The 17934-nt window shown below is 70.7% G+C and carries 17 protein-coding genes; 5 read left to right on the top strand and 12 right to left on the bottom strand.

Translation table 11 applies throughout. The features are described from left to right. Nucleotides 1-338: 338 nt before the first annotated feature. The 7 genes from pepQ to rph all read right to left on the bottom strand — a co-directional run bounded on the left by pepQ (nucleotide 339) and on the right by rph (nucleotide 7589). Nucleotides 339-1667: a Xaa-Pro dipeptidase gene (gene pepQ, locus CQ393_RS12540; RefSeq protein ID WP_153191891.1), complete on the bottom strand. Its 1329-nt coding sequence runs from the start codon at nucleotides 1665-1667 to the stop codon at nucleotides 339-341. A 79-nt stretch (nucleotides 1668-1746) separates the two neighbouring features. After that, nucleotides 1747-2094, bottom strand: a complete 348-nt coding sequence (locus CQ393_RS12535) for a PilZ domain-containing protein (protein WP_153191890.1) — start codon at nucleotides 2092-2094, stop codon at nucleotides 1747-1749. Beyond that, entirely contained in the window at nucleotides 2091-4571 is a 2481-nt protein-coding gene (locus CQ393_RS12530) for a DUF1631 domain-containing protein (protein WP_153191889.1), read from the bottom strand. The genes CQ393_RS12535 and CQ393_RS12530 overlap by 4 nt, the downstream gene beginning before the upstream one ends. A gap of 86 nt (nucleotides 4572-4657) precedes the next feature. Further along, nucleotides 4658-5869: a radical SAM family heme chaperone HemW gene (hemW, locus tag CQ393_RS12525; RefSeq protein ID WP_153191888.1), complete on the bottom strand. Its 1212-nt coding sequence runs from the start codon at nucleotides 5867-5869 to the stop codon at nucleotides 4658-4660. Nucleotides 5870-5878: 9 nt separating this feature from the next. After that, a complete protein-coding gene (rdgB, locus tag CQ393_RS12520; protein ID WP_194269667.1) occupies nucleotides 5879-6478 on the bottom strand; it encodes an RdgB/HAM1 family non-canonical purine NTP pyrophosphatase in 600 nt (199 codons plus the stop codon). Beyond that, nucleotides 6475-6864 (bottom strand): VOC family protein, encoded by a 390-nt coding sequence (locus CQ393_RS12515; protein WP_153191886.1) that lies wholly within the window; start codon nucleotides 6862-6864, stop codon nucleotides 6475-6477. The genes rdgB and CQ393_RS12515 overlap by 4 nt, the downstream gene beginning before the upstream one ends. After that, the gene (gene rph / locus CQ393_RS12510) at nucleotides 6861-7589 is read right to left on the bottom strand and encodes a ribonuclease PH (RefSeq protein WP_153191885.1); all 729 of its coding nucleotides are present in this window, start codon (nucleotides 7587-7589) and stop codon (nucleotides 6861-6863) included. The genes CQ393_RS12515 and rph overlap by 4 nt, the downstream gene beginning before the upstream one ends. A 111-nt stretch (nucleotides 7590-7700) precedes the next feature. Here rph and CQ393_RS12505 point away from each other — a divergent pair, with 111 nt between their 5' ends. Further along, the gene (locus CQ393_RS12505) at nucleotides 7701-8561 is read left to right on the top strand and encodes a YicC/YloC family endoribonuclease (RefSeq protein WP_153191884.1); all 861 of its coding nucleotides are present in this window, start codon (nucleotides 7701-7703) and stop codon (nucleotides 8559-8561) included. 78 nt (nucleotides 8562-8639) lie between these two features. On the opposite strand, the gene CQ393_RS12500 is transcribed toward CQ393_RS12505, so the two are convergent. From CQ393_RS12500 to CQ393_RS12480, 5 genes are all read right to left on the bottom strand, one after another. Next, nucleotides 8640-9884, bottom strand: a complete 1245-nt coding sequence (locus tag CQ393_RS12500) for a hypothetical protein (protein ID WP_153191883.1) — start codon at nucleotides 9882-9884, stop codon at nucleotides 8640-8642. A 19-nt stretch (nucleotides 9885-9903) separates the two neighbouring features. Further along, entirely contained in the window at nucleotides 9904-10074 is a 171-nt protein-coding gene (locus CQ393_RS12495) for a hypothetical protein (RefSeq protein ID WP_153191882.1), read from the bottom strand. Between the two features lie 298 nt (nucleotides 10075-10372). After that, nucleotides 10373-11191, bottom strand: a complete 819-nt coding sequence (locus tag CQ393_RS12490; protein ID WP_153191881.1) for an ankyrin repeat domain-containing protein — start codon at nucleotides 11189-11191, stop codon at nucleotides 10373-10375. Between the two features lie 241 nt (nucleotides 11192-11432). Further along, on the bottom strand, nucleotides 11433-12092 hold the full coding sequence (locus CQ393_RS12485; protein ID WP_153191880.1) for a hypothetical protein: 660 nt from the start codon (nucleotides 12090-12092) through the stop codon (nucleotides 11433-11435). Further along, complete coding sequence (locus CQ393_RS12480) at nucleotides 12089-12682, bottom strand: hypothetical protein (RefSeq protein WP_153191879.1); 594 nt, start codon at nucleotides 12680-12682, stop codon at nucleotides 12089-12091. Before CQ393_RS12480 ends, CQ393_RS12485 begins: the two co-directional genes overlap by 4 nt. A 163-nt stretch (nucleotides 12683-12845) precedes the next feature. Here CQ393_RS12480 and CQ393_RS12475 point away from each other — a divergent pair, with 163 nt between their 5' ends. The 4 genes from CQ393_RS12475 (at nucleotide 12846) to CQ393_RS12460 (ending at nucleotide 17708) form a co-directional block, all read left to right on the top strand. After that, the gene (locus CQ393_RS12475; protein ID WP_153191878.1) at nucleotides 12846-14111 is read left to right on the top strand and encodes a serine hydrolase domain-containing protein; all 1266 of its coding nucleotides are present in this window, start codon (nucleotides 12846-12848) and stop codon (nucleotides 14109-14111) included. A 76-nt stretch (nucleotides 14112-14187) separates the two neighbouring features. Beyond that, a complete protein-coding gene (gmk, locus tag CQ393_RS12470; protein ID WP_153191877.1) occupies nucleotides 14188-14799 on the top strand; it encodes a guanylate kinase in 612 nt (203 codons plus the stop codon). 189 nt (nucleotides 14800-14988) lie between these two features. Then, nucleotides 14989-15288 (top strand): DNA-directed RNA polymerase subunit omega, encoded by a 300-nt coding sequence (rpoZ, locus tag CQ393_RS12465; RefSeq protein WP_054667378.1) that lies wholly within the window; start codon nucleotides 14989-14991, stop codon nucleotides 15286-15288. A gap of 260 nt (nucleotides 15289-15548) precedes the next feature. Further along, nucleotides 15549-17708: a bifunctional (p)ppGpp synthetase/guanosine-3',5'-bis(diphosphate) 3'-pyrophosphohydrolase gene (locus CQ393_RS12460; protein ID WP_153191876.1), complete on the top strand. Its 2160-nt coding sequence runs from the start codon at nucleotides 15549-15551 to the stop codon at nucleotides 17706-17708. Nucleotides 17709-17934 lie beyond the last annotated feature (226 nt).

Raw genomic sequence — 17934 nt, 5'->3', positions numbered from 1 at the left:
GTCCCCATCGCGGCTGAAGCCGCTCCTACGATGGGCAGGTGGACGTTGGGGCAATCGCAATGAAAAGCCCGGCCGCGTTTTGCGGCCGGGCTTGGGTCATCGCAACGGCTACGGCGAGGTGCTCGGTCCTGCCCCGCGAACCTCGGGCGCGAACACGCACGCGATGCGCGCAGGAGCGCCGTAGGAGCGGCTTCAGCCGCGAAGAGGCTTTCCCGGTAAATCCCCATCGCGGCTGAAGCCGCTCCTACGGTGGGCAGGTGGACGTTGGGGCAGTCGCAATGAAAAGCCCGGCCGCGTTCTGCGGCCGGGCTTGGGTCATCGCAACGGCGGCGAGGCGCTCAGCCCTGCGCCGCGAACACCGGGCGGGTGAGGTTGTCGGCGTCGCCGTCGGTGCACAGCACTTCGTCCTCGATGCGGATGCCGCCGTAGGGGCGGAAGAAATCCACGCGCTCCCAGTTCACGCTGGCGCCGTTGCCGGCCTTCTTCACTTCGTCCAGCAGCATGTCGATGAAGTACACGCCCGGTTCGATGGTCACCACCATGCCCGGCTCCAGCACGCGGGTCATGCGCAGGTAGGGATGGCCGGCCGGGCGTTCGATGTGGCCGCCGCGGTCGCTGGCGGCGAAGCCGGCCACGTCGTGCACCTGCGCGCCGATCAGGTGGCCGATACCGTGCGGGAAGAACGCCGCGCTGACGCCGCTGGCCAGCGCCGCTTCCGGCGAGACGGTGATAACGCCGAAGTCCCTGAGGATGCCCATCAGCGCCAGGTGCGCATCGATGTGCAGCTGCTTGTAGTCGAAGCCGCCGCGCACCTTCGTGCACATGTTGCGCTGCGCGGCGTCCACCGCGTCGATCAGCGCCTGGAACTCGTCGTGGCCGGCGGCGGCGTAGGTGCGGGTGATGTCGCTGGCATAGCCGTACGCGGAGGCGCCGGCGTCGATCAGGAAGCTGCGTGCCGGCTGCGGCGCGGCATGGCAGAGGTCGGTGTAGTGCAGCACCGCCGCGTGCTCGTTGAGGGCAATGATGTTGCCATAGGGCAGTTCGTTGGCGTCCTGGCCGACGGCGCTGCAGTAGGCCATGTGGATGGCGAACTCGCTGGCGCCGGCGCGGAACGCGGCTTCGGCGGCGCGGTGGCCGCGCACCGCGTGCACCTGCGCCTGGCGCATCAGCGCGATCTCGTAGGGCGTCTTGAACGCGCGCTGGTATTCCAGGTAGTCGATGACCGGCTGCGGGTTGTTGGGCACGACGCCGCCCAGCGCGCTCTGCGGCTCGCCCAGGATCGCGCAGCGCGCCAGGTCCCTGGGCAGCAGCGCCAGCGCCTCTTCCGGCGTGCGGATGATGTGGATGTCGAAATGCTCGACCCACCAGCCGCTGGGGGCGGCCGGCACCGCGTGCCAGTAGTCGTGCGGCTGGTGGTAGACCAGCTGCGGGCGGCGACCGGGCGTGTACACCAGCCAGCTGTCGGGCAGCCGGGTCAGCGGCAGCCAGGTCTTGAACTGCGGGTTGACCGCATACGGGTAGTCGCGGTCGTCGAACAGCTGGTAATGCAGGCGGCCGCTGGGCACGACCAGGTGGTCGAAGCCGCCGCGGGCCAGGGCTTCGTCGGCGCGGCGGGCGAGCACGCCCAGGTGGTCGGAGTACAGGGCGCCGGGGTCGGGCAGGTTCATCGTGGGGCTCGCGGCAAGGCGGGAATCGAGCCACGATTCTGCCGCAATCGGCGCCGCGTCGCTGTGCCGGTTCCGTCGCTCAGGATGCCGGAAGGTTGGATTCGATCCATTGCCGCAGGCGTTCGCGGTGGCTCTTTTCCAGGGTGAGGAAGCGGAAGCCCGCCCAGAAATGGCCCGGCGCCTGCGCCGCCTCGCGCCACAGCAGGTGCACGCCGACGTCGATCGGCTGCTCGCCGCCGCGGCCATCGGGGACGGGGAAGCGCAGCTGGTAGAGCGCGTCCTCGTTGAGCGGTTCGGAGGCGATCAGCAGCATGCCGGTTTCGGACACGTTGCCGAGCCGGCCGACCACGCCGGCGGTCATCGTGTCGGTGACCGGCACCAGGGCCGGCACCTGCAGGCGCGGGGCGCGTCGGGTTTCGGGGATCATGCGGACTCCGGAGCGGCGTGGCCGCCGGCGAGCGAGCGCAGGGCGCGCACGGTGGCCTGCCAGGCGCGGTCGATCAGGCGGCCGCGGTCCTCGGTGACGACGCGCAGCTGGCCGCATGCCATCAGCCGCGCCAGCGCGTCGAGCGAATGTTCGGCCACCTTCTGCCCGCGCTGGTTGACGAACAGGGCATGGTCGGTGACCAGGCTGTACCAGGACAGGCGCAGGCGGCGGGTGTCGCCCTGCTGGTTGGTGGTGAATTCGAACCAGGTGCCGAACGGCAGCGTGCGCAGCTGGCGGTAGAAGCCTTCCTCGGCCGGCGTGCGTTCGGCCTGCGGCGGCGCCTGCGGGTCCTGGCCGTCCTTGCCGGCGCCGCCGCCGAGCCGGGCGCGCGCCTTGAGCCGCGCGGCCAGTTCGGTGCGCGAGGTGATCTCGTCCTCGCCGCCGGGCGTGGACAGGCGCCGGGCGATCGCGCCGGCCTCGTCCTCGTGGTAGCCGACCTGCAGCAGCGATTCCTCGATCTGGCCGCACAGCGCCGGATCGGCCGCGCCTTCGGCGCTGGCGGTGATCTCGCCGATGCGGCGGGTGGACTCCTGGCGCTGGCGCCATTCCTCCGAGTCCTCGCCCTGGCGCAGCAGGGTCAGGGTCAGCACGTCGCTCCAGGCCTCGTGCAGCAGGGTCTGCACGAACTTGGGCGGTTCGGCCGCGCGGCACAGCTGGCCGATGGTGCGGCCGGCCAGCTGCTTGGCCGCTTCCAGCCGTTCCTTGCCGCGCGCGGCCTCGATCTGCCGGCGCTCGGTGACCTCGGCCTTGCGCACCGCGGCCTGCAGGTGCGACTGCACCTGGCGGTTGGCGGCGGCGAATACCGCCTCGTCGCCCTGGTACTCGGCGACGACGCGTTCCACCGCTTCGCCGAGTTTCTGCAGCAGCACCGGATCGCCGTCGTCGTCGCCCAGCCAGACCGCGCCGGACTCGGCCACGGTGTTGAGCAGTTCGCGCGCCGGATGCTGGTCGCGGATGAAGAATGCCTCGTCGCCGACGGCGGCGCGCGCCAGCGGCACCTGTAGGCGGTTGAGCAGGTCGGCGGCGGGGCCGTCGGCGCGCACCTCGCGCTGGATCTGCCCGTAGAGCATGCCCAGCAGGTCGAGCGTATTGCTGTCGCGCGGCGAGAGCGCGGCGTTCTGGCCGTGTTCGGCGCGCACCTGCGACAGCAGCGCCTTCTGGATGTCGCCGAAGCTGCGGCGCGAGCCGGCGGCCACGCCCTGCGGCTGCAGGCGCGCGAGCACGTCCATCACCGCTTCGCTGGGAACGGCGCGCGCGGGCGGGGCCGGTGCCGTGGCCTGCGGCGTCGGGCTCATCGCACCCATCGCGCCCATTGCGCCTATCGCCCCCGGATCGGCGGCCGCGGAGCCGCTGGCGGGGCGGCGTTGGCCGGCCAGCGCCGCCAGGCTGGCCAGCATGTCCGCGCCCGCAAACGCGCCGGGATCGCCGCCGGCGCCGCCGCTGGCCTGCAGGTGCTGGGCCAGCAGCTGGCGCGCGGTGTCCAGCAGCTGGTGCAGCGATGCCATGCCGGCCATCGCCCCGCCCGCCGCCGGGTTCGCCCCGGCCATCGCGGGCGCGGCGATGCCCGCTGCCGGCGGCGGCAGCGCCGTTTCTGCCCATGAGGTAGCCGGGGCCTGGCCCTGCCAGTGGGTCAACGGGCGCGGCGTGGCGTGCGCGGCGCCGGCCTGCGCGGGGCCGCCCGCAGCGCCCGCGGCGCGGCGCGGGCCCGACGGACGCGGCAGGTAGGGGATGTAGACCAGCCCGGGCAGCACGCCTTCGCGCGCCAGCAGGATGTTCAGGCGGTCCAGCAGCTCGACCTGCCGCTCCATCGCCTGCCGTTCGAACACGTGGTAGAGCTGCTGCTGCGCCTCCAGGTTCAGGCCCAGCCGCTCGCCGCACGCGCGCAGGATCCGGCACAGCGCATGCGGCCCGACCGGCAGGCGTTCGACGTCGAACGCCGGCTGCGCGGCGAGCACGCCGAAGCGCTGCCCGAGCAGCTGCAGGTGCGACTGCGCGCGGTAGCTTTCGCGCCGCGCCATCTCGTGCAGGATGATGTCGCGGTCGATGTCGGTGTCGGTGACCAGGGTCATCGCCGGTATCGCCGCGGTGGGCGCGGCGTCGGGCGCGGGCGGTTCGCGCAGTCGCGCCAGGTCCTCGGCCAGCGCGTCCAGGAACCAGCCCGGGAATTCGGCAGCGTGCACGCCCAGCTGGCGGATCTGCGCGTAGATGTCGGCCTGGATCTGGCTGTTGCGGGCCTTCTCGGCCAGGCCGAACAGTTCGCGTTCCAGCTGCACCATGGTCAGCTGCAGCGGCGAGGCCAGGACCTGCGCGGCGATGCCGTGCGCGGCCTGGAGCAGCTGGCGCACGCGCTCGGGAACCTGCGCGCCGTCGAGCCGGGCGAGCGCCTGACTGGAGGAGGTTGCTGTGATGCCTGACATCCGATGTGCGTTCCGCGCCCCCTGATGGGCGATTTCTAACATTTCGCCGGTGGCACCGCCACTCGTGGCGCCCCGCCGCGCCCTGTTCAGGGCAGGAACAGCTCGACCACGTCGTTGGTGAAACGCCGTCCCAGTTCGGTGGGAACGACGCGTCCGCCATCGTGCAGCAGCCAGCCGCGCTCCACCGCGGTGGCCAGCGCCGGCCGCAGCACGGCGCGGTCCAGGCCGGTGCGCGATTCGAAGTCGCGCAGGCCGAATCCTTCGTGCAGGCGCAGCAGGTTGAGCATGTATTCGAACGGCAGGCGCGCGGCATCGATCACGTCGTCGCCGCCGATGGCCGCGGGCGTGCCGGCGCTGTCCATGAACGTCTGCGGGTGCTTGTGCTTCCAGCGGCGCAGCACCTGCTGCTGCGCGCCGGAACTGATCTTGCCGTGCGCGCCGGCGCCGATGCCCAGGTAATCGCCGAAGCGCCAGTAGTTGAGGTTGTGCGCGCACTGCCAGCCGTCGCGGGCATAGGCGCTGACCTCGTACTGGCCGTAGCCGGCCTGCGCCAGCAGCGCCTGGCAATGCTCCTGGATGTCCCAGGCGCTGTCCTCGTCGGGGATACCCTGCGGCGGCCGCGCGAAGAACACCGTGTTCGGCTCCAGCGTGAGCTGGTAATGCGAGATGTGCGTGGGATCGAGCGCGAAGGCGCGCTCCAGATCGTGCTCGGCCTGCGCCAGGGTCTGCTCCGGCAGCGCGTACATCAGGTCGATGTTGAAGTTGTCGTAGCCGGCATCCTGCGCCAGCTTTACCGCGCGTTCGGCCTCGCCGCTGTCGTGGATGCGGCCCAGCCGCGTGAGCGCGTCGTCGTCGAAGCTCTGGATGCCGAAGCTGATGCGGTTCACGCCGGCGGCGCGGTAACGGTCGAAGCGGCCGTGCTCGGCGGTACCGGGGTTGGTCTCCAGCGTCACTTCCAGGTTCGGCGCGAACCGCAGCCGCGCGCTGGCCTGCTGCAGGAAGCGGTCGATCGCCTCGGGCGGGAACAGGCTGGGCGTGCCGCCGCCGAAGAACACGCTGTTGACCACCCGGCCCCAGACCAGCGGCAGGTCCTGGTCGAGATCGCGGATCAGCGCGTCCACGTAGGCGTCGAACGGCAGCGCGCCCTTGCCGGCGTGCGAGTTGAAATCGCAGTACGGGCACTTGCGCACGCACCAGGGCAGGTGCACGTACAGCGACAGCGGCGGCGGCACCAGCTGTATCCCGCCGGGCGCGTCGCAACCGCAGGCGTCGTCGTGGACGTGGGAATGCGCGTTCATCGCCGCGGCTCAGTGCGCCAGCTGGCGGGAAAGCCGCTGCAGCAGCAGGCGCAGCGCCGCGGCGCGATGGCTGCGGGCGTTCTTCTGCTCCGGCGGCATTTCCGCGGCGGTCAGGCCCAGTGCCTCGTCCAGGAACACCGGGTTGTAGCCGAAGCCGTGGCTGCCGCGCGGCGTGTCGACGATGCGGCCTTCCCAGCTGCCTTCGCAGATCAGCGGCTGCGGGTCGCCGGCGTGGCGCAGCAGCACGATCACCGCGTAGAAACGGGCGCCGCGGCGTTCGGCCGGCACGTCGCGCAGCGCGTCGAGCAGCTTGGCGTTGTTGGCGGCATCGTCGGTGGGGCTGCCGGCATAGCGCGCGCTGTACAGGCCGGGCGCGCCGTCGAGCGCGTCGACGATCAGGCCCGAATCGTCGGCCAGCGCCGGCAGGCCGGTGACCGCGCAGGCGTGGCGTGCCTTGATCAGCGCGTTCTCGACGAAGGTCAGGCCGGTTTCCGGCACGTCGTCCACGCCCAGTTCGCGCTGCGGCACGATCTGCAGCGGCAGTTCGGCCAGCATGGCCTGCAGTTCCTTCAGCTTGCCGGCGTTGCCGCTGGCCAGGACCAGTTTCATTGCTTGGGCTCCAGCAGGTCCCAGGTGTTGCCGTACAGGTCGCGGAATACCGCGACCGTGGCGTAGGGTTCTTCACGCGGGGCCTCGAGGAATTCGACGCCGCGCCCGGTCATCGCGGCGTGATCGCGCCGGAAGTCGTCGGTGTGCAGGAAGAAGCCGACCCGGCCGCCGGTCTGGTTGCCGATGCGGCCGCGCTGTTCCTCGTCGCCGGCGCGGGCCAGCAGCAGGGCGGCGCCGCTGCCGTCGGCCGGCCCGACCACCACCCAGCGCTTGTGGCCCTGGTCGATGTCCTCCAGCAGCTGGAACCCGAGCTTGCCGGTGTACCAGGCGATGGCCTCGTCGTAGTCGGCCACCACCAGCGTGACCAGGGCGATGCGCCGGTTCATGCCTGCGCCAGTGCGGCCTGCTGCGCGGTAAACAGTTCGCCGATGCCCTTATCGGCCAGCGCCAGCAGCGCGTCCAGTTCGTCGCGGCGGAAGGCATGGCCCTCGGCGGTGCCCTGCAGTTCGATGAAGCCGCCGCCGTCGTTCATGACCACGTTCATGTCGGTGTCGCAGTCGCTGTCCTCGGCGTAGTCCAGATCCAGCACCGGCACGCCCTTGTAGACGCCGACCGACACCGCCGCCACCGCACCGAACACGGGATTGCGCTTGATCTCGCCGCGCTTGAGCAGGGTGTTCACCGCGTCCACCAGCGCCACGTAGGCGCCGGTGATGGCCGCGGTGCGGGTGCCGCCGTCGGCCTGCAGCACGTCACAGTCCAGGGTGATGGTGCGTTCGCCCAGCGCGTTGCGGTCGATGCAGGCGCGCAGGGTGCGGCCGATCAGGCGCTGGATCTCCAGCGTGCGGCCGCCCTGCTTGCCGCGCGCGGCCTCGCGGTCGGAGCGGGTATGGGTGGAACGCGGCAGCATGCCGTACTCGGCGGTCACCCAGCCTTCGCCCTTGCCGCGCAGGAACGCCGGCACGCGGTTCTCGATGCTGGCGGTGCACAGCACGCGGGTATGGCCGAAGCTCACCAGCACCGAGCCTTCGGCATGGCGGGTGAAGCCGCGTTCGAGGGTGACGGTGCGCAGCTGGTCGGCCTGGCGGCCGCTGGGACGGGAAAAGGTCATGGGAAATCCGGGTGGCGATGGAGCGTCGTGGGAGTGTCCGGGCGGCCTGCGGGCCGGCATCCGGAGCCGCCTAGGGTACCATTCGCCCTTTGCAACGCACCGGAAATCCACATGATCCGAAGCATGACCGCCTATGCCGGCGGCGAACGCGTCACGCGCTGGGGCACCCTCGGCTGCGAGCTGCGCTCGGTCAACCACCGTTTCCTCGAAGTGGGGGTGCGGTTGCCCGAAGAGCTGCGCGCGCTGGAGCCGCAGCTGCGCGAGCGCGTGGCCGCGCGCATCAGCCGCGGCAAGGTGGATCTGATCATGCGCCTGCGCGCGCCCGAGGCGGCGCCCACGCTGGCGGTGGACGAGGCGCTGGTCGAGCAGCTGGGCGAGGTGGCGCAGCGCCTGCACGGGCATTTCCTGAACATGCGCGTCAGCTTCACCGAACTGCTGGCCTATCCGGGCGTGCTGCGTGGCGAGGCGGTCGATGCCGCGGCGCTGCATGCCGAAGCGCTGGCGCTGCTGGACGAGACCATCGACGGCTTCGTCGCCGCGCGCGAGCGCGAGGGCGCCAAGCTGACCGCGGCGATCAGCGAGCGGGTGGATGCGATCGAACGCATCGCCGGCGACGTGCGCGAACTGATTCCCGCCATCCGCGAAGGTCAGCGCGCCAAGCTGGCTGCGCGCCTGGCCGACCTGCCGCACCCGGTCGACCCGGGCCGCGCCGAGCAGGAACTGGTGCTGTGGCTGCAGAAGCTCGACGTGGACGAGGAACTGGACCGCCTGGGCAGCCACATCGGCGAGATCCGCCGCGTGCTGCGCCAGCGCGAGCCGGTCGGCCGCCGCCTGGATTTCCTGCTGCAGGAGTTCAACCGCGAAGCCAACACGCTGGGCTCCAAGTCGGTGGACAGCCGCACCTCCAACGCCGCGGTCGAGCTGAAGGTGCTGATCGACCAGATCCGCGAGCAGGTGCAGAACCTGGAGTAAGGCTGCCGGCCGCGGCGGGGTTGGCTGCCGACGCCTTGTCAGCGGGCGCTGGCAGCTATTGGGATGGAGCGTTGGTGATCACTGCGCACGTCCGTTCTTGTAGAACGTGCGCTCCGTCTCGCGTGCGCCGCTGCCGTCGGGCAGGCTGGCCATGCGGCGCACCGGGCCCTGCAGGAAGCCGCCCACCAGTTCGCCTTCGCGCCATTGGCGCATGCCGTCGTCCAGGCTCAGCATTTCGACCAGGCGGCCGGTGCCGCCCGGCGCCAGGTCGGTGCCGCGCTCGTCCAGGCAGCGCAGGTAGCGGTCGCGGCCGTCGCGGTCTTCGATGCTCTCGGTATTGAGCGCCCCGTTGGGCCAGTAGCGCCGCCAGCGCTGGCCGCCGGCGTGCGGCGCGATGCGCAGTTGCGGCGAGCCGCCGGGGTAGAAGTGTTCGCTGCACAACTCCTGGCCATGCCAGTACAGCGACGCGCTTTCGCGCTGGCCGTTGGCGAGGAAAGTCTCGTGCAGCCCGTGGTGGCCCAGGCCCAGCGCCAGCCGGTCGTTGCGCACGGCCTGGAGGGCGCCGCTCATGAAGTTTTCGCCGGTCGTCCAACTGCTGCTGGCCTGGCTGGGGTAGTGGATCCAGTGGCGGCTGCGCTCGTCGCCGAAGCCGGCCGTCTCGCACTGCAACAGCGTGCGATCGGGCGAGAACCAGACCACGTCGCAGCCGCCGTCTTCGTTCTCGAAGACATTGGGGCCCAGGGGAAAACCCTCCACGAAGCGCAGGCGGTGCGCGCCGTCCGCGAGCGCCACGTGTTCGACGCCGCGGCCGCGCAGGCCAGGCACGGGCGCCAGGGCGAAGTAGCGCTGCGGGTCGCGCACGATGTCTTCCTCCAGCCGTTGGCGGAGGGCGTGGTGCAGGGCGAAAAAGGCGGTGGCGATGACCTCCATGCGCTCCTCGTGCGGGGCCAGCAGGTCGTCCCCATCCTCGTCTTCTTCTTCGTTGTCGTCGTCTTCTGCGCGGTATGCATCCGCCACCGCGTTCCAGATCGCGTGCGCCTCCTCGATCAACGGCAGCGCGGGCGCATAGACCGGATTGGCCGCGATGATGCCGGGCACAGCGGCCGCGTCGTCCAGGTGTGCGGCCACGTTGTCGAAATACTGGCCCACACCGCCGTTGGAGACCTGGGCGTCGAACAGGTCGAAGTAGTAGACCGCGCGTACCAGCGGCGCGAAGCCGTCGGGGCCGGCTGCGTGCAGCGCATCGATGATGGCGCGGCTGAAGTACGGGGCGGAGCGGAGCAGCACGGGCCAGTCGCCAGGGGGAAGCAGTGCCGGGTTCATCCCATGTCCTTGTGCTGTTTCAGTAAATCCTGCAGACCTCGGGTCGGTTCAACAACCGGGCCGACCGGTCCTCCATCGTCTCGGTGTCATCGGCGTCGGGGGCGGTGATGAACAGTACCGCGTTGAGCAGTCCCTCGCGGTACCGGCCGAAGAGGCCCTCGCCGTCCAGCCGCCCCAGTGCCTCGATCACGGACGGGTATACCTGCGCCTTGGTGGCCAAGGCAGTGGTGGGTTGTTGTCCGGTGGCCTTGTCATTGATGGCTGCTTGCGCTTGGTGAGCGGGCGATACATACGCTCGTATCGAAACCGCTCGTTCGGCAGGTGCGCTGCCAGCGCCGCGGCGAAAGCAGGAGCAGCCTGCCCGCCGCCATGCCCATGGCGCTGGCGGCCAGCAGCACCCCGCCAGCGCAGTTTTTCGACGCCGCCTCCGGCCGTCCAGGCCAGGTGGCGCAACGCATGTGCCCGGTTTTCGCCGGATTGGAGGGCTGTCATCGGATGGGCAACAGCTTGTCGGGCTCCTGTCCGCGTTCACGCATGCGCTGGCGCTCTTCATCGCGCGAAGGCGGCGGCCATGCCACGCCCATGCCGACGATGCGGTCGCGGATCTGCAGCATGCGGCGCTGCGCGGGCGAGCCGCTCTGCTGCCGGCCGATCTGGAACTGCAACTGCCCCGCGAACGAGACGCCGTTGATGTTGACGAAATGCGGGCTGGCGCCGCGGTCGAGCAGGAACATCACTTGGTCGAGCTGCATGCCCTGCAGCGCTTCCATCAGTGCGGTGTTGCCCAGGATGTTCTTCCTGTCGATGCCGGCGCCGCGGTCAAGCAGCAGCGCCAGCGTGGCGGCAGTGTGCTCGCGGGCGGCGTCGAACAGGATGGGTGAGCTGCCGAGCACGGTGTCGGGGTTCACGCCGGCGTCGAGCAGGGCCTGTAAGTACAGCGGGCTTTTGGCGCGCAGGGCCACGCCGAGCACGCTGCCGAAGCCAGGCGCCTCCTGCGTCGGGTCGGCACCCGCGCGGACCAGCGCGGTGAGGATCTGCAGCTGTCGGGGCTTCTCGCCCATGGCGCTTTGCAGGGCGAAGAAGAGCAGCGTCATGTCCCGTGCGCCGGGGCGGTTCAGGCCCTCGCGACCGACGCGTTGCGCGAGCGGCGCGATATCGTCGAGGGCGCCCTTGTGGATGGCCTGCGCCAAGGCCAGCTGGTCGCCGGTGAAATAGATCTGCGGCGAGGTTGCTCTCGCATGGCCGCATCCGGCGGCGAAGGATTGCAGGGCCAACACCAGTGAACACAGCAGGGCGCGCAGGCGCATGGTCGGTTTCCTTGGTCAGTGCCGATGGCCGCGTGTGCGCCGGTGCCGTGGTGCGCACGCGCATTCCTGCCAGGCAGCAAGCCGGCCGGTGGTTGCATCCACTGGCTGCGTAGCGCCAGCGTCGTACGTGCAGTCACGGTGCCTGCAACCTGCACGGGAACCACACCGCGGATGCGCAGGGTGAAGAGGGCGCGGCATGGCGGCATGCGCTGTCCGCTTGCCGTCCGGGCCGAACTGGCGTTCACGGCGCCAGTTCCCACGTGCGGCGCAGCGTTTCCACCGCTTCCAGGCAGGCGCGCGGTTCGCCGCCGACCTGCTGTTTCCACAGCGCGGCGGCCTGCGCGCGCTGGTGGTCGTGCACCAGCCAGCGGATGCGCTCGCGCGCCTCCACCGGCAGGGCCTGCCATTGCCGCAGCGCCAGTGGCCGCGGTTCGCCGGAGCGTCCGCTTGGATCGCGCGCCAGCAGCTCCGGCGTGAGCGCATGCAGGCGCTGCGTATCGGACGCTGCCAAGGTGCCGCAGGCCAGGTGCGGCGTGGCGGCATCGGGAAGGTCCCAGCCCAGCCCCAGCGCCGGGTAGTCAAGCAGTTGCGCGATGTTGTGGATGGCCAGGATCTGCGCCGAGCGCACCACGCCGGTCAGGTCGTGTACGTCGGCGCCGGCATCGAGCAGGCGTTGCAGTGCGGCCGCGTCGATGATCGGGAAGCCGGCGTCGGCCAGTTCCCGCCAGCGCGTGGTCCACAATGGCGTGGGCTGGGTCTCGTCGACGACGTCGCTCCACAGCCCGTGCAACAGCAGTTCGTGCACGAAACCGCGCACGTCGCCGTCGCGCAGCGCCTGCCGCGCGCGCTCGGCGTCGTCGGGCGCCAGGCCGATGGACTGCAGCTGCTCGCGGTCGATCACGGGTCACCTCCTGTGGCGGAAAGATGCTGGCACAGGCGGGCATGCAGCGCCTGGCGGTCGTCCCAGCCGGGATGGTCGCGCACCAGCCGGGCCATGGCGCGGCCGGCGTCGCGGGCCGTGCGTGCGCCGGTGGCGGCGATGGCCGAAGCGATGGCGGCGTCGACCTGCGCCGGCGTGGGCGGTAGGTCCAGCACGAAGTCCAGCGTGAGCGGCGTGTCGGCCCAGGCGGCGATGCCCGCGGCGGAAAAGACCAGCGTGCCGGTCAGTTGCATGGGCATGCCCTGTGCGTCCGGCGTGCCGAAGGCCAGCGCGGTCACGTCCAGCGGTACGTGCCGGTGCAGCAGGTAAAGGCTGCCGTCGATGTAGCCGGGCTGCGGGTTGACCGGGAAACGGTGGCGGTTGCCGGCGTGGTCTCGCGGGTCGCGCAGGTCCAGCGCGATGCCGTCGAGGTGGATGCAGGTGTCCACCTGCCGTTCCTCCAGCAGGAACGGGCGCAGCGCGATGGTGAGGGCCGCCAGTCCTGCCGGTCCGCTGCCTGGCTGGCAATGGGCGCCGGTCGCCGCCAGCAGGTGATGGGGGAATCCGCTCATTCGCTGTCCTTGTCCCTGCGGCCGGTTCGTCGCGATGCCCATTGGTGCCCGCCGGGCTGCCGCCGGGAGAAAGAATGACGGAAAACCGGCCCATCCCGCGACGGCTTGCCGCGGGGAGCATGGCCTGCTATCCAGTCAGGCTCCTTGAACCCCCGGTACGGCCATGCGCGGGAAGCATGTCGATCCAGCCCAGCGACGCAGGTTCCTGGCCGCCGCTTCGGGCGCCGCCGCGCTCGGCCTGCTGCCGCCGGTGGCGCTGCGTGCCGCCGGGGCCGGCGGTAGCGACCGCCCGTGGATTCCGTCCGACGCCTTCCTGGCCGGATTGCCGGAATGGATGCGCGCCTTCGGCGTGCCCGGCGTCGCCATCGCGGTGGTGGAGCGGGGCGAACTGGCCTGGCATCGCGGGTTCGGCGTGGCCGACGTGCAAAGCGGCGCGCCGGTGGATGCGGACAGCGTGTTCGAGTGCGCCTCGCTGAGCAAACCGGTGTTCGCCTACCTGGTGCTGCAACTGGTCGATGCCGGGGAACTGCAGCTCGACCGCGCGCTGGTGGACTACCACCGCCCCGACTTCCTGGCCGGCGACGACCCCCGGCTGGAGCGGATCAGCGTGCGCGATGTCCTGCGCCACGGCAGCGGCCTGCCGGACTGGCGCGCGCATCCCGATCGCGATCCCCTGCGCACGATCGCTGAGCCCGGGCAGCGCGTGAACTACTCGGGCGAGGCCTTCTTCTGGCTGCAGCGGGTGGTGGAGACCGTCACCGGCCAGAGCCTGGATCAACTGGCGCAACAGCGCCTGTTAGCGCCGGCCGGCATGCGCGGCAGCACCTACACCTGGAACGCGCACGCCGCGCGCCACTCGGTGACCGGCGTGCCCGCGCCCGGCGCCGCGCCGGTGGTGCAGACCTTCCGCGCGCAATGGCCGCTGCTGCAGCCCCTGGCCGAGGCGCGCGGCAAGCCGCTGTCGGCCTGGACCTGGGACGATGCGGTGGATGCGCTGCCGCAGGCGCGGGCCGCCGCGCCCGAGGGCATGTTCGTGTGGCCGGGCGACCTGCTCGCCAATGCCGCCGCCAGCCTGCGCGGGCCGGTGCAGGACTACGCGCGCTTCATTGCCCACGTCATGCGGCGCGAGGCGCGGCAGGACTGGGAGATCGCCGAAGCCACCCGGCAGGCGATGCTGACGCCGCAGCTGGCGGTGCGCCCGGGCTGGCTGGACAAGGGCCTGGGCTGGAACCTGGAGCGGGTCGATGCGCACACCCGCTGGTTCTTCCATGGCGGCGCCAACGCCGGCCGCTACAAGACCTTCGCGGTGGGCGACCCGCAGCGCCGTCGCGGGCTGGTGGTGATGACCGGCGGGGGCGGCGGCACCGGCGTCTACCAGCGCATCGTGCGCGCGGCGACCGGGCGCGACATGCTGGCGTTCGATCTCTGACCCGGCCCGGCATTTGCAGCGGCGGCCCGGGCTGGTTATCGTGCGCCGCCCGAACCATCGACCGGAGATCCGCGCGATGCGTGGCACCCTCTATATCGTCGCGGCACCCTCCGGCGCCGGCAAAAGCAGCCTCGTCAACGCCACCTTGGCGCGCGATGCGCAGATCGCGCTGTCCATCTCCTTCACCTCGCGGGCGATGCGCCCGGGCGAGGAGAACGGCCGCCACTACCACTTCGTCAGCGCCGCCGAGTTCGAACGCATGATCGCCGCCGGCGATTTCTTCGAGCACGCCAGCGTGCACGGCGACTGGAAGGGCACCGCGCGGCAGTCGGTGGAGCCGCAGCTGGCCGCCGGCAAGGACGTGCTGCTGGAGATCGACTGGCAGGGCGCGCGCCAGGTGCGCGCGAAGGTGCCGGACGCGGTCAGCGTATTCATCCTGCCGCCGTCCAAGCAGGCGCTGGACGACCGCATGCGCAAGCGCGGCCAGGACAGCGAGGCGGTGATGGCGCAGCGGCTGGCCGCCGCGCGCGAGGAGATGCTGCACTACGACGAGTTCGACTACGTCATCGTCAACGAGGTGTTCGACACTGCGGTGGACGAGATGTGCGCCATCTTCACCGCCAGCCGCCTGCGCCGGGCGCAGCAGCAGGTCCGCCACGACGGCCTGATCCGCTCGCTGCTGGACTGAGTCCGGGCTGCGCCGGGATGGGGCGATGGTGGCCGTGAGGCCGCTCCTGGCGCCTTCCCGGAACGGCAACTGATTGATTCCAAAGGGCTGGCCTGGGGCGCGATTTGATTTCCGCCGGTGCCGGCCTGTACAATCCGCCCCCTTTCCCTCATCCGATCGAGCGGCCGCTGCTGGTCGCCGGGAGCTCGCATGGCCCGCATTACCGTAGAAGATTGCCTGGAAGTCGTTAACAACCGTTTCGAGCTGGTCATGATGGCGTCCAAGCGCGCCCGCCAGCTGGCCAACGGCGTGCAGGCCACCCTCGACAACAGCGAGACCGAGGACAAGCCGACCGTGCTGGCGCTGCGCGAGATCGCCGCCCGCAAGATCGACAACGCGCTGATCGAGGAAGTCGAGAAGGCCGAGCGCGAGCGTGCCGAGCGCGAGGCACTGGAATGGGCCGCCGCCGAAGTCGTCGCCGACGAAGACATGTCCAAGAACGACGACTGATCCCCGGATCGTCGTTATGCGCAAACAGCCCGCCGCGTGCGGGCTGTCTGCTTTCCGGGCACCCGGCACCCTGAAAACCTGTACTCCGGCTGCGTCTGCAGGAAAGCCCCCTGAGCCAGGAGGCGCCACGGAGCGACGGGGTGTGGATGAGCGAAGGACGGGGCCCACGGTTTGCACTGCAAACCGTGGGGCGACAGCGCCAGAGCGATGTCGCGTCTCCGCCGTTGCCGTGTCGTTGCCGCTGGCATATCTTCCAAGCCATGAACCCAGGCCCCTCCGCCCAGGTCGCTGCGCCCGCGGATGGCGCGGTGCCGGACTACGTACTCCAACTCGAACGCGCAGCCAGCTACCTGCCCGCCGAGCAGCTGCCGATGCTGCGCCGCGCCTGGGAAGTGGGCGCGGCCGCGCATGCCGGGCAGACCCGCAAGTCGGGCGAACCCTACATCACCCATCCGGTCGCGGTCGCCGGCATCCTGGCCGAGCTCGGCCTGGACGTCGAAGCGCTGGTCGCGGCGATCCTGCACGACACCATCGAGGACACCCCGCTCACCCACGATGAACTGGCCGGGCAGTTCGGGCAGACCGTGGCCGAGCTGGTCGAAGGCGTCACCAAGCTGGACAAGCTGCGCTTCCGCGACCGCCAGGAAGCGGCGGCCGAAAGCTTCCGCAAGATGCTGCTGGCGATGTCGCGCGACCTGCGCGTGATCATGATCAAGCTGGCCGACCGCCTGCACAACATGCGCACGCTGGGCGCGCAGAGCGCCGAGGCGCGGCGCCGCATCGCGATGGAGACGCTGGACATCTACGCGCCCATCGCCCAGCGCCTGGGCATGAGCCTGATCAAGTCCGAGCTGCAGAACCTGGGCTTCAAGGCGCTGTACCCGTGGCGCCACGCGATCCTGGAAAAGCACATCCGCAGCCAGCCGGTGGTGCGCCGCGAGGCGATGGCGCAGGTGGAGGTGCAGCTCTCGCAGCGGCTGGCGCGCGAGGGCCTGGAACACCGCCTGGTCAGCCGCATCAAGACGCCCTGGAGCATCTACACCAAGATGCGCGAGGAGAACAAAACCTTCGACCAGGTGATGGACGTGTTCGGCTTCCGCCTGGTGATGCGCTCGGTGCCCAGCTGCTACCACGCGCTGGGCGCGGTGCATGCGGCGTTCAAGCCGCTGGACGGGCGCTTCCGCGATTTCATCGCCATTCCCAAGGCCAACGGCTACCAGTCGCTGCACACGGTGCTGTTCGGGCCCTACGGTTCGCCGATCGAGGTGCAGATCCGCACCGAGGAGATGGACCTGATCGCCGAACGCGGCGTGGCCGCGCACTGGACCTACAAGTTCGGCGGCGACACGCCCAACAGCGCGCAGAGCCGCGCCCATGCCTGGATCGTCGAGCTGATCGACTCGCAGCGCTCGGCCGGTTCCTCGCTGGAGTTCCTCGACAACGTCAAGGTCGACCTGTTCCCGGACGAGGTCTACCTGTTCACGCCCAAGGGCAAGATCCTCGCCCTGCCGCGCAACTCCACCGCGCTGGACTTCGCCTACGCCGTGCACACCGACGTCGGCAACCGCGCGGTGGCCTCGCGCGTGGACAAGAAGCTGGTGCCGCTGCGCACCCGGCTGGTCAGCGGGCAGACGGTGGAAGTGATCACCGCGCGCTCGGCCACGCCCAAGCCGCAGTGGCTGGAATTCGTGGTCAGTTCCAAGGCGCGCACCGCCATCCGCCACCAGCTCAAGCAGCTCGAGCACGAGGACGCGGTGCAGCTGGGCCACCGCATGCTCGACCGTGCGCTGGAGGCGATGGACAGCTCGATCGAGCGCCTGCCCAAGGGCCGGCTGGACGCCTTCCTCGGCGAGCACCGCTATCCGCGCCTGGAGGCCTTCCTGGCCGACGTCGCGCTCGGCAACTGGATGCCGACCCAGGCCGCGCAGGCGCTGATGGCGCACGGCGAGCCGCGCGCCGGCGGCACCACCCAGCGTGCGCAGGAGAAGATCCTGATCAACGGCAGCGAGCGCGGCGTGGTCAGCTTCGCCGGCTGCTGCCAGCCGATTCCGGGCGACGAGATCATGGGCTACCACACCGCCGGCAAGGGCATCGTGGTGCACCGCATGGACTGTCCGAACCTGGCCGAGCTGCGCAAGTCGCCCGAGCGCTGGGTGCCGATCGGCTGGGACAGCAGCGTGGTCGGCGACTACGACACCGCGCTGGTGGTGGAAGTGGAGAACGGCACCGGCGTGCTGGCGCAGCTGGCCGCGGCCATCGCCCAGAGCCAGTCCAACATCGAGCGCGTGGACTACCTGGACCGCGATTTCAACGCCGCGGTGCTGTGCTTCAACATCCAGGTGCGCGACCGCAACCACCTGGCCGAAGTGATGCGCCGGCTGCGGCGCCTGAGCGTGGTGCAGGCGGTGCGGCGGCAGTAGCGCGGCGGACGGCAGGGCGGGGCGCTTCCGTGGCCGGTCTCGATGCGTGGGGTACGCCACGCGGCTGCCCGCAGCTCGATCTCGTCGATCGGCTCCGCCATGCCGCTGCCTTCGACGGAGCGCCCCGGCGCCATGGCTCGCCGCGCGAGCGGTTCTCCACAGCCGGTGTGCAGCGCCATGCCGACAAGCTGTGGATAACCGCCCGCACGCATTGCGCGGCGTGCGT

This window comes from Stenotrophomonas sp. MYb238, assembly GCF_009496535.1.
In the GTDB taxonomy this organism is placed as follows: Bacteria; Pseudomonadota; Gammaproteobacteria; order Xanthomonadales; family Xanthomonadaceae; genus Stenotrophomonas.
The sequence above is the reverse complement of the archived record's forward strand: the minus strand, read 5'-3'. Positions and strand labels throughout refer to the sequence as shown.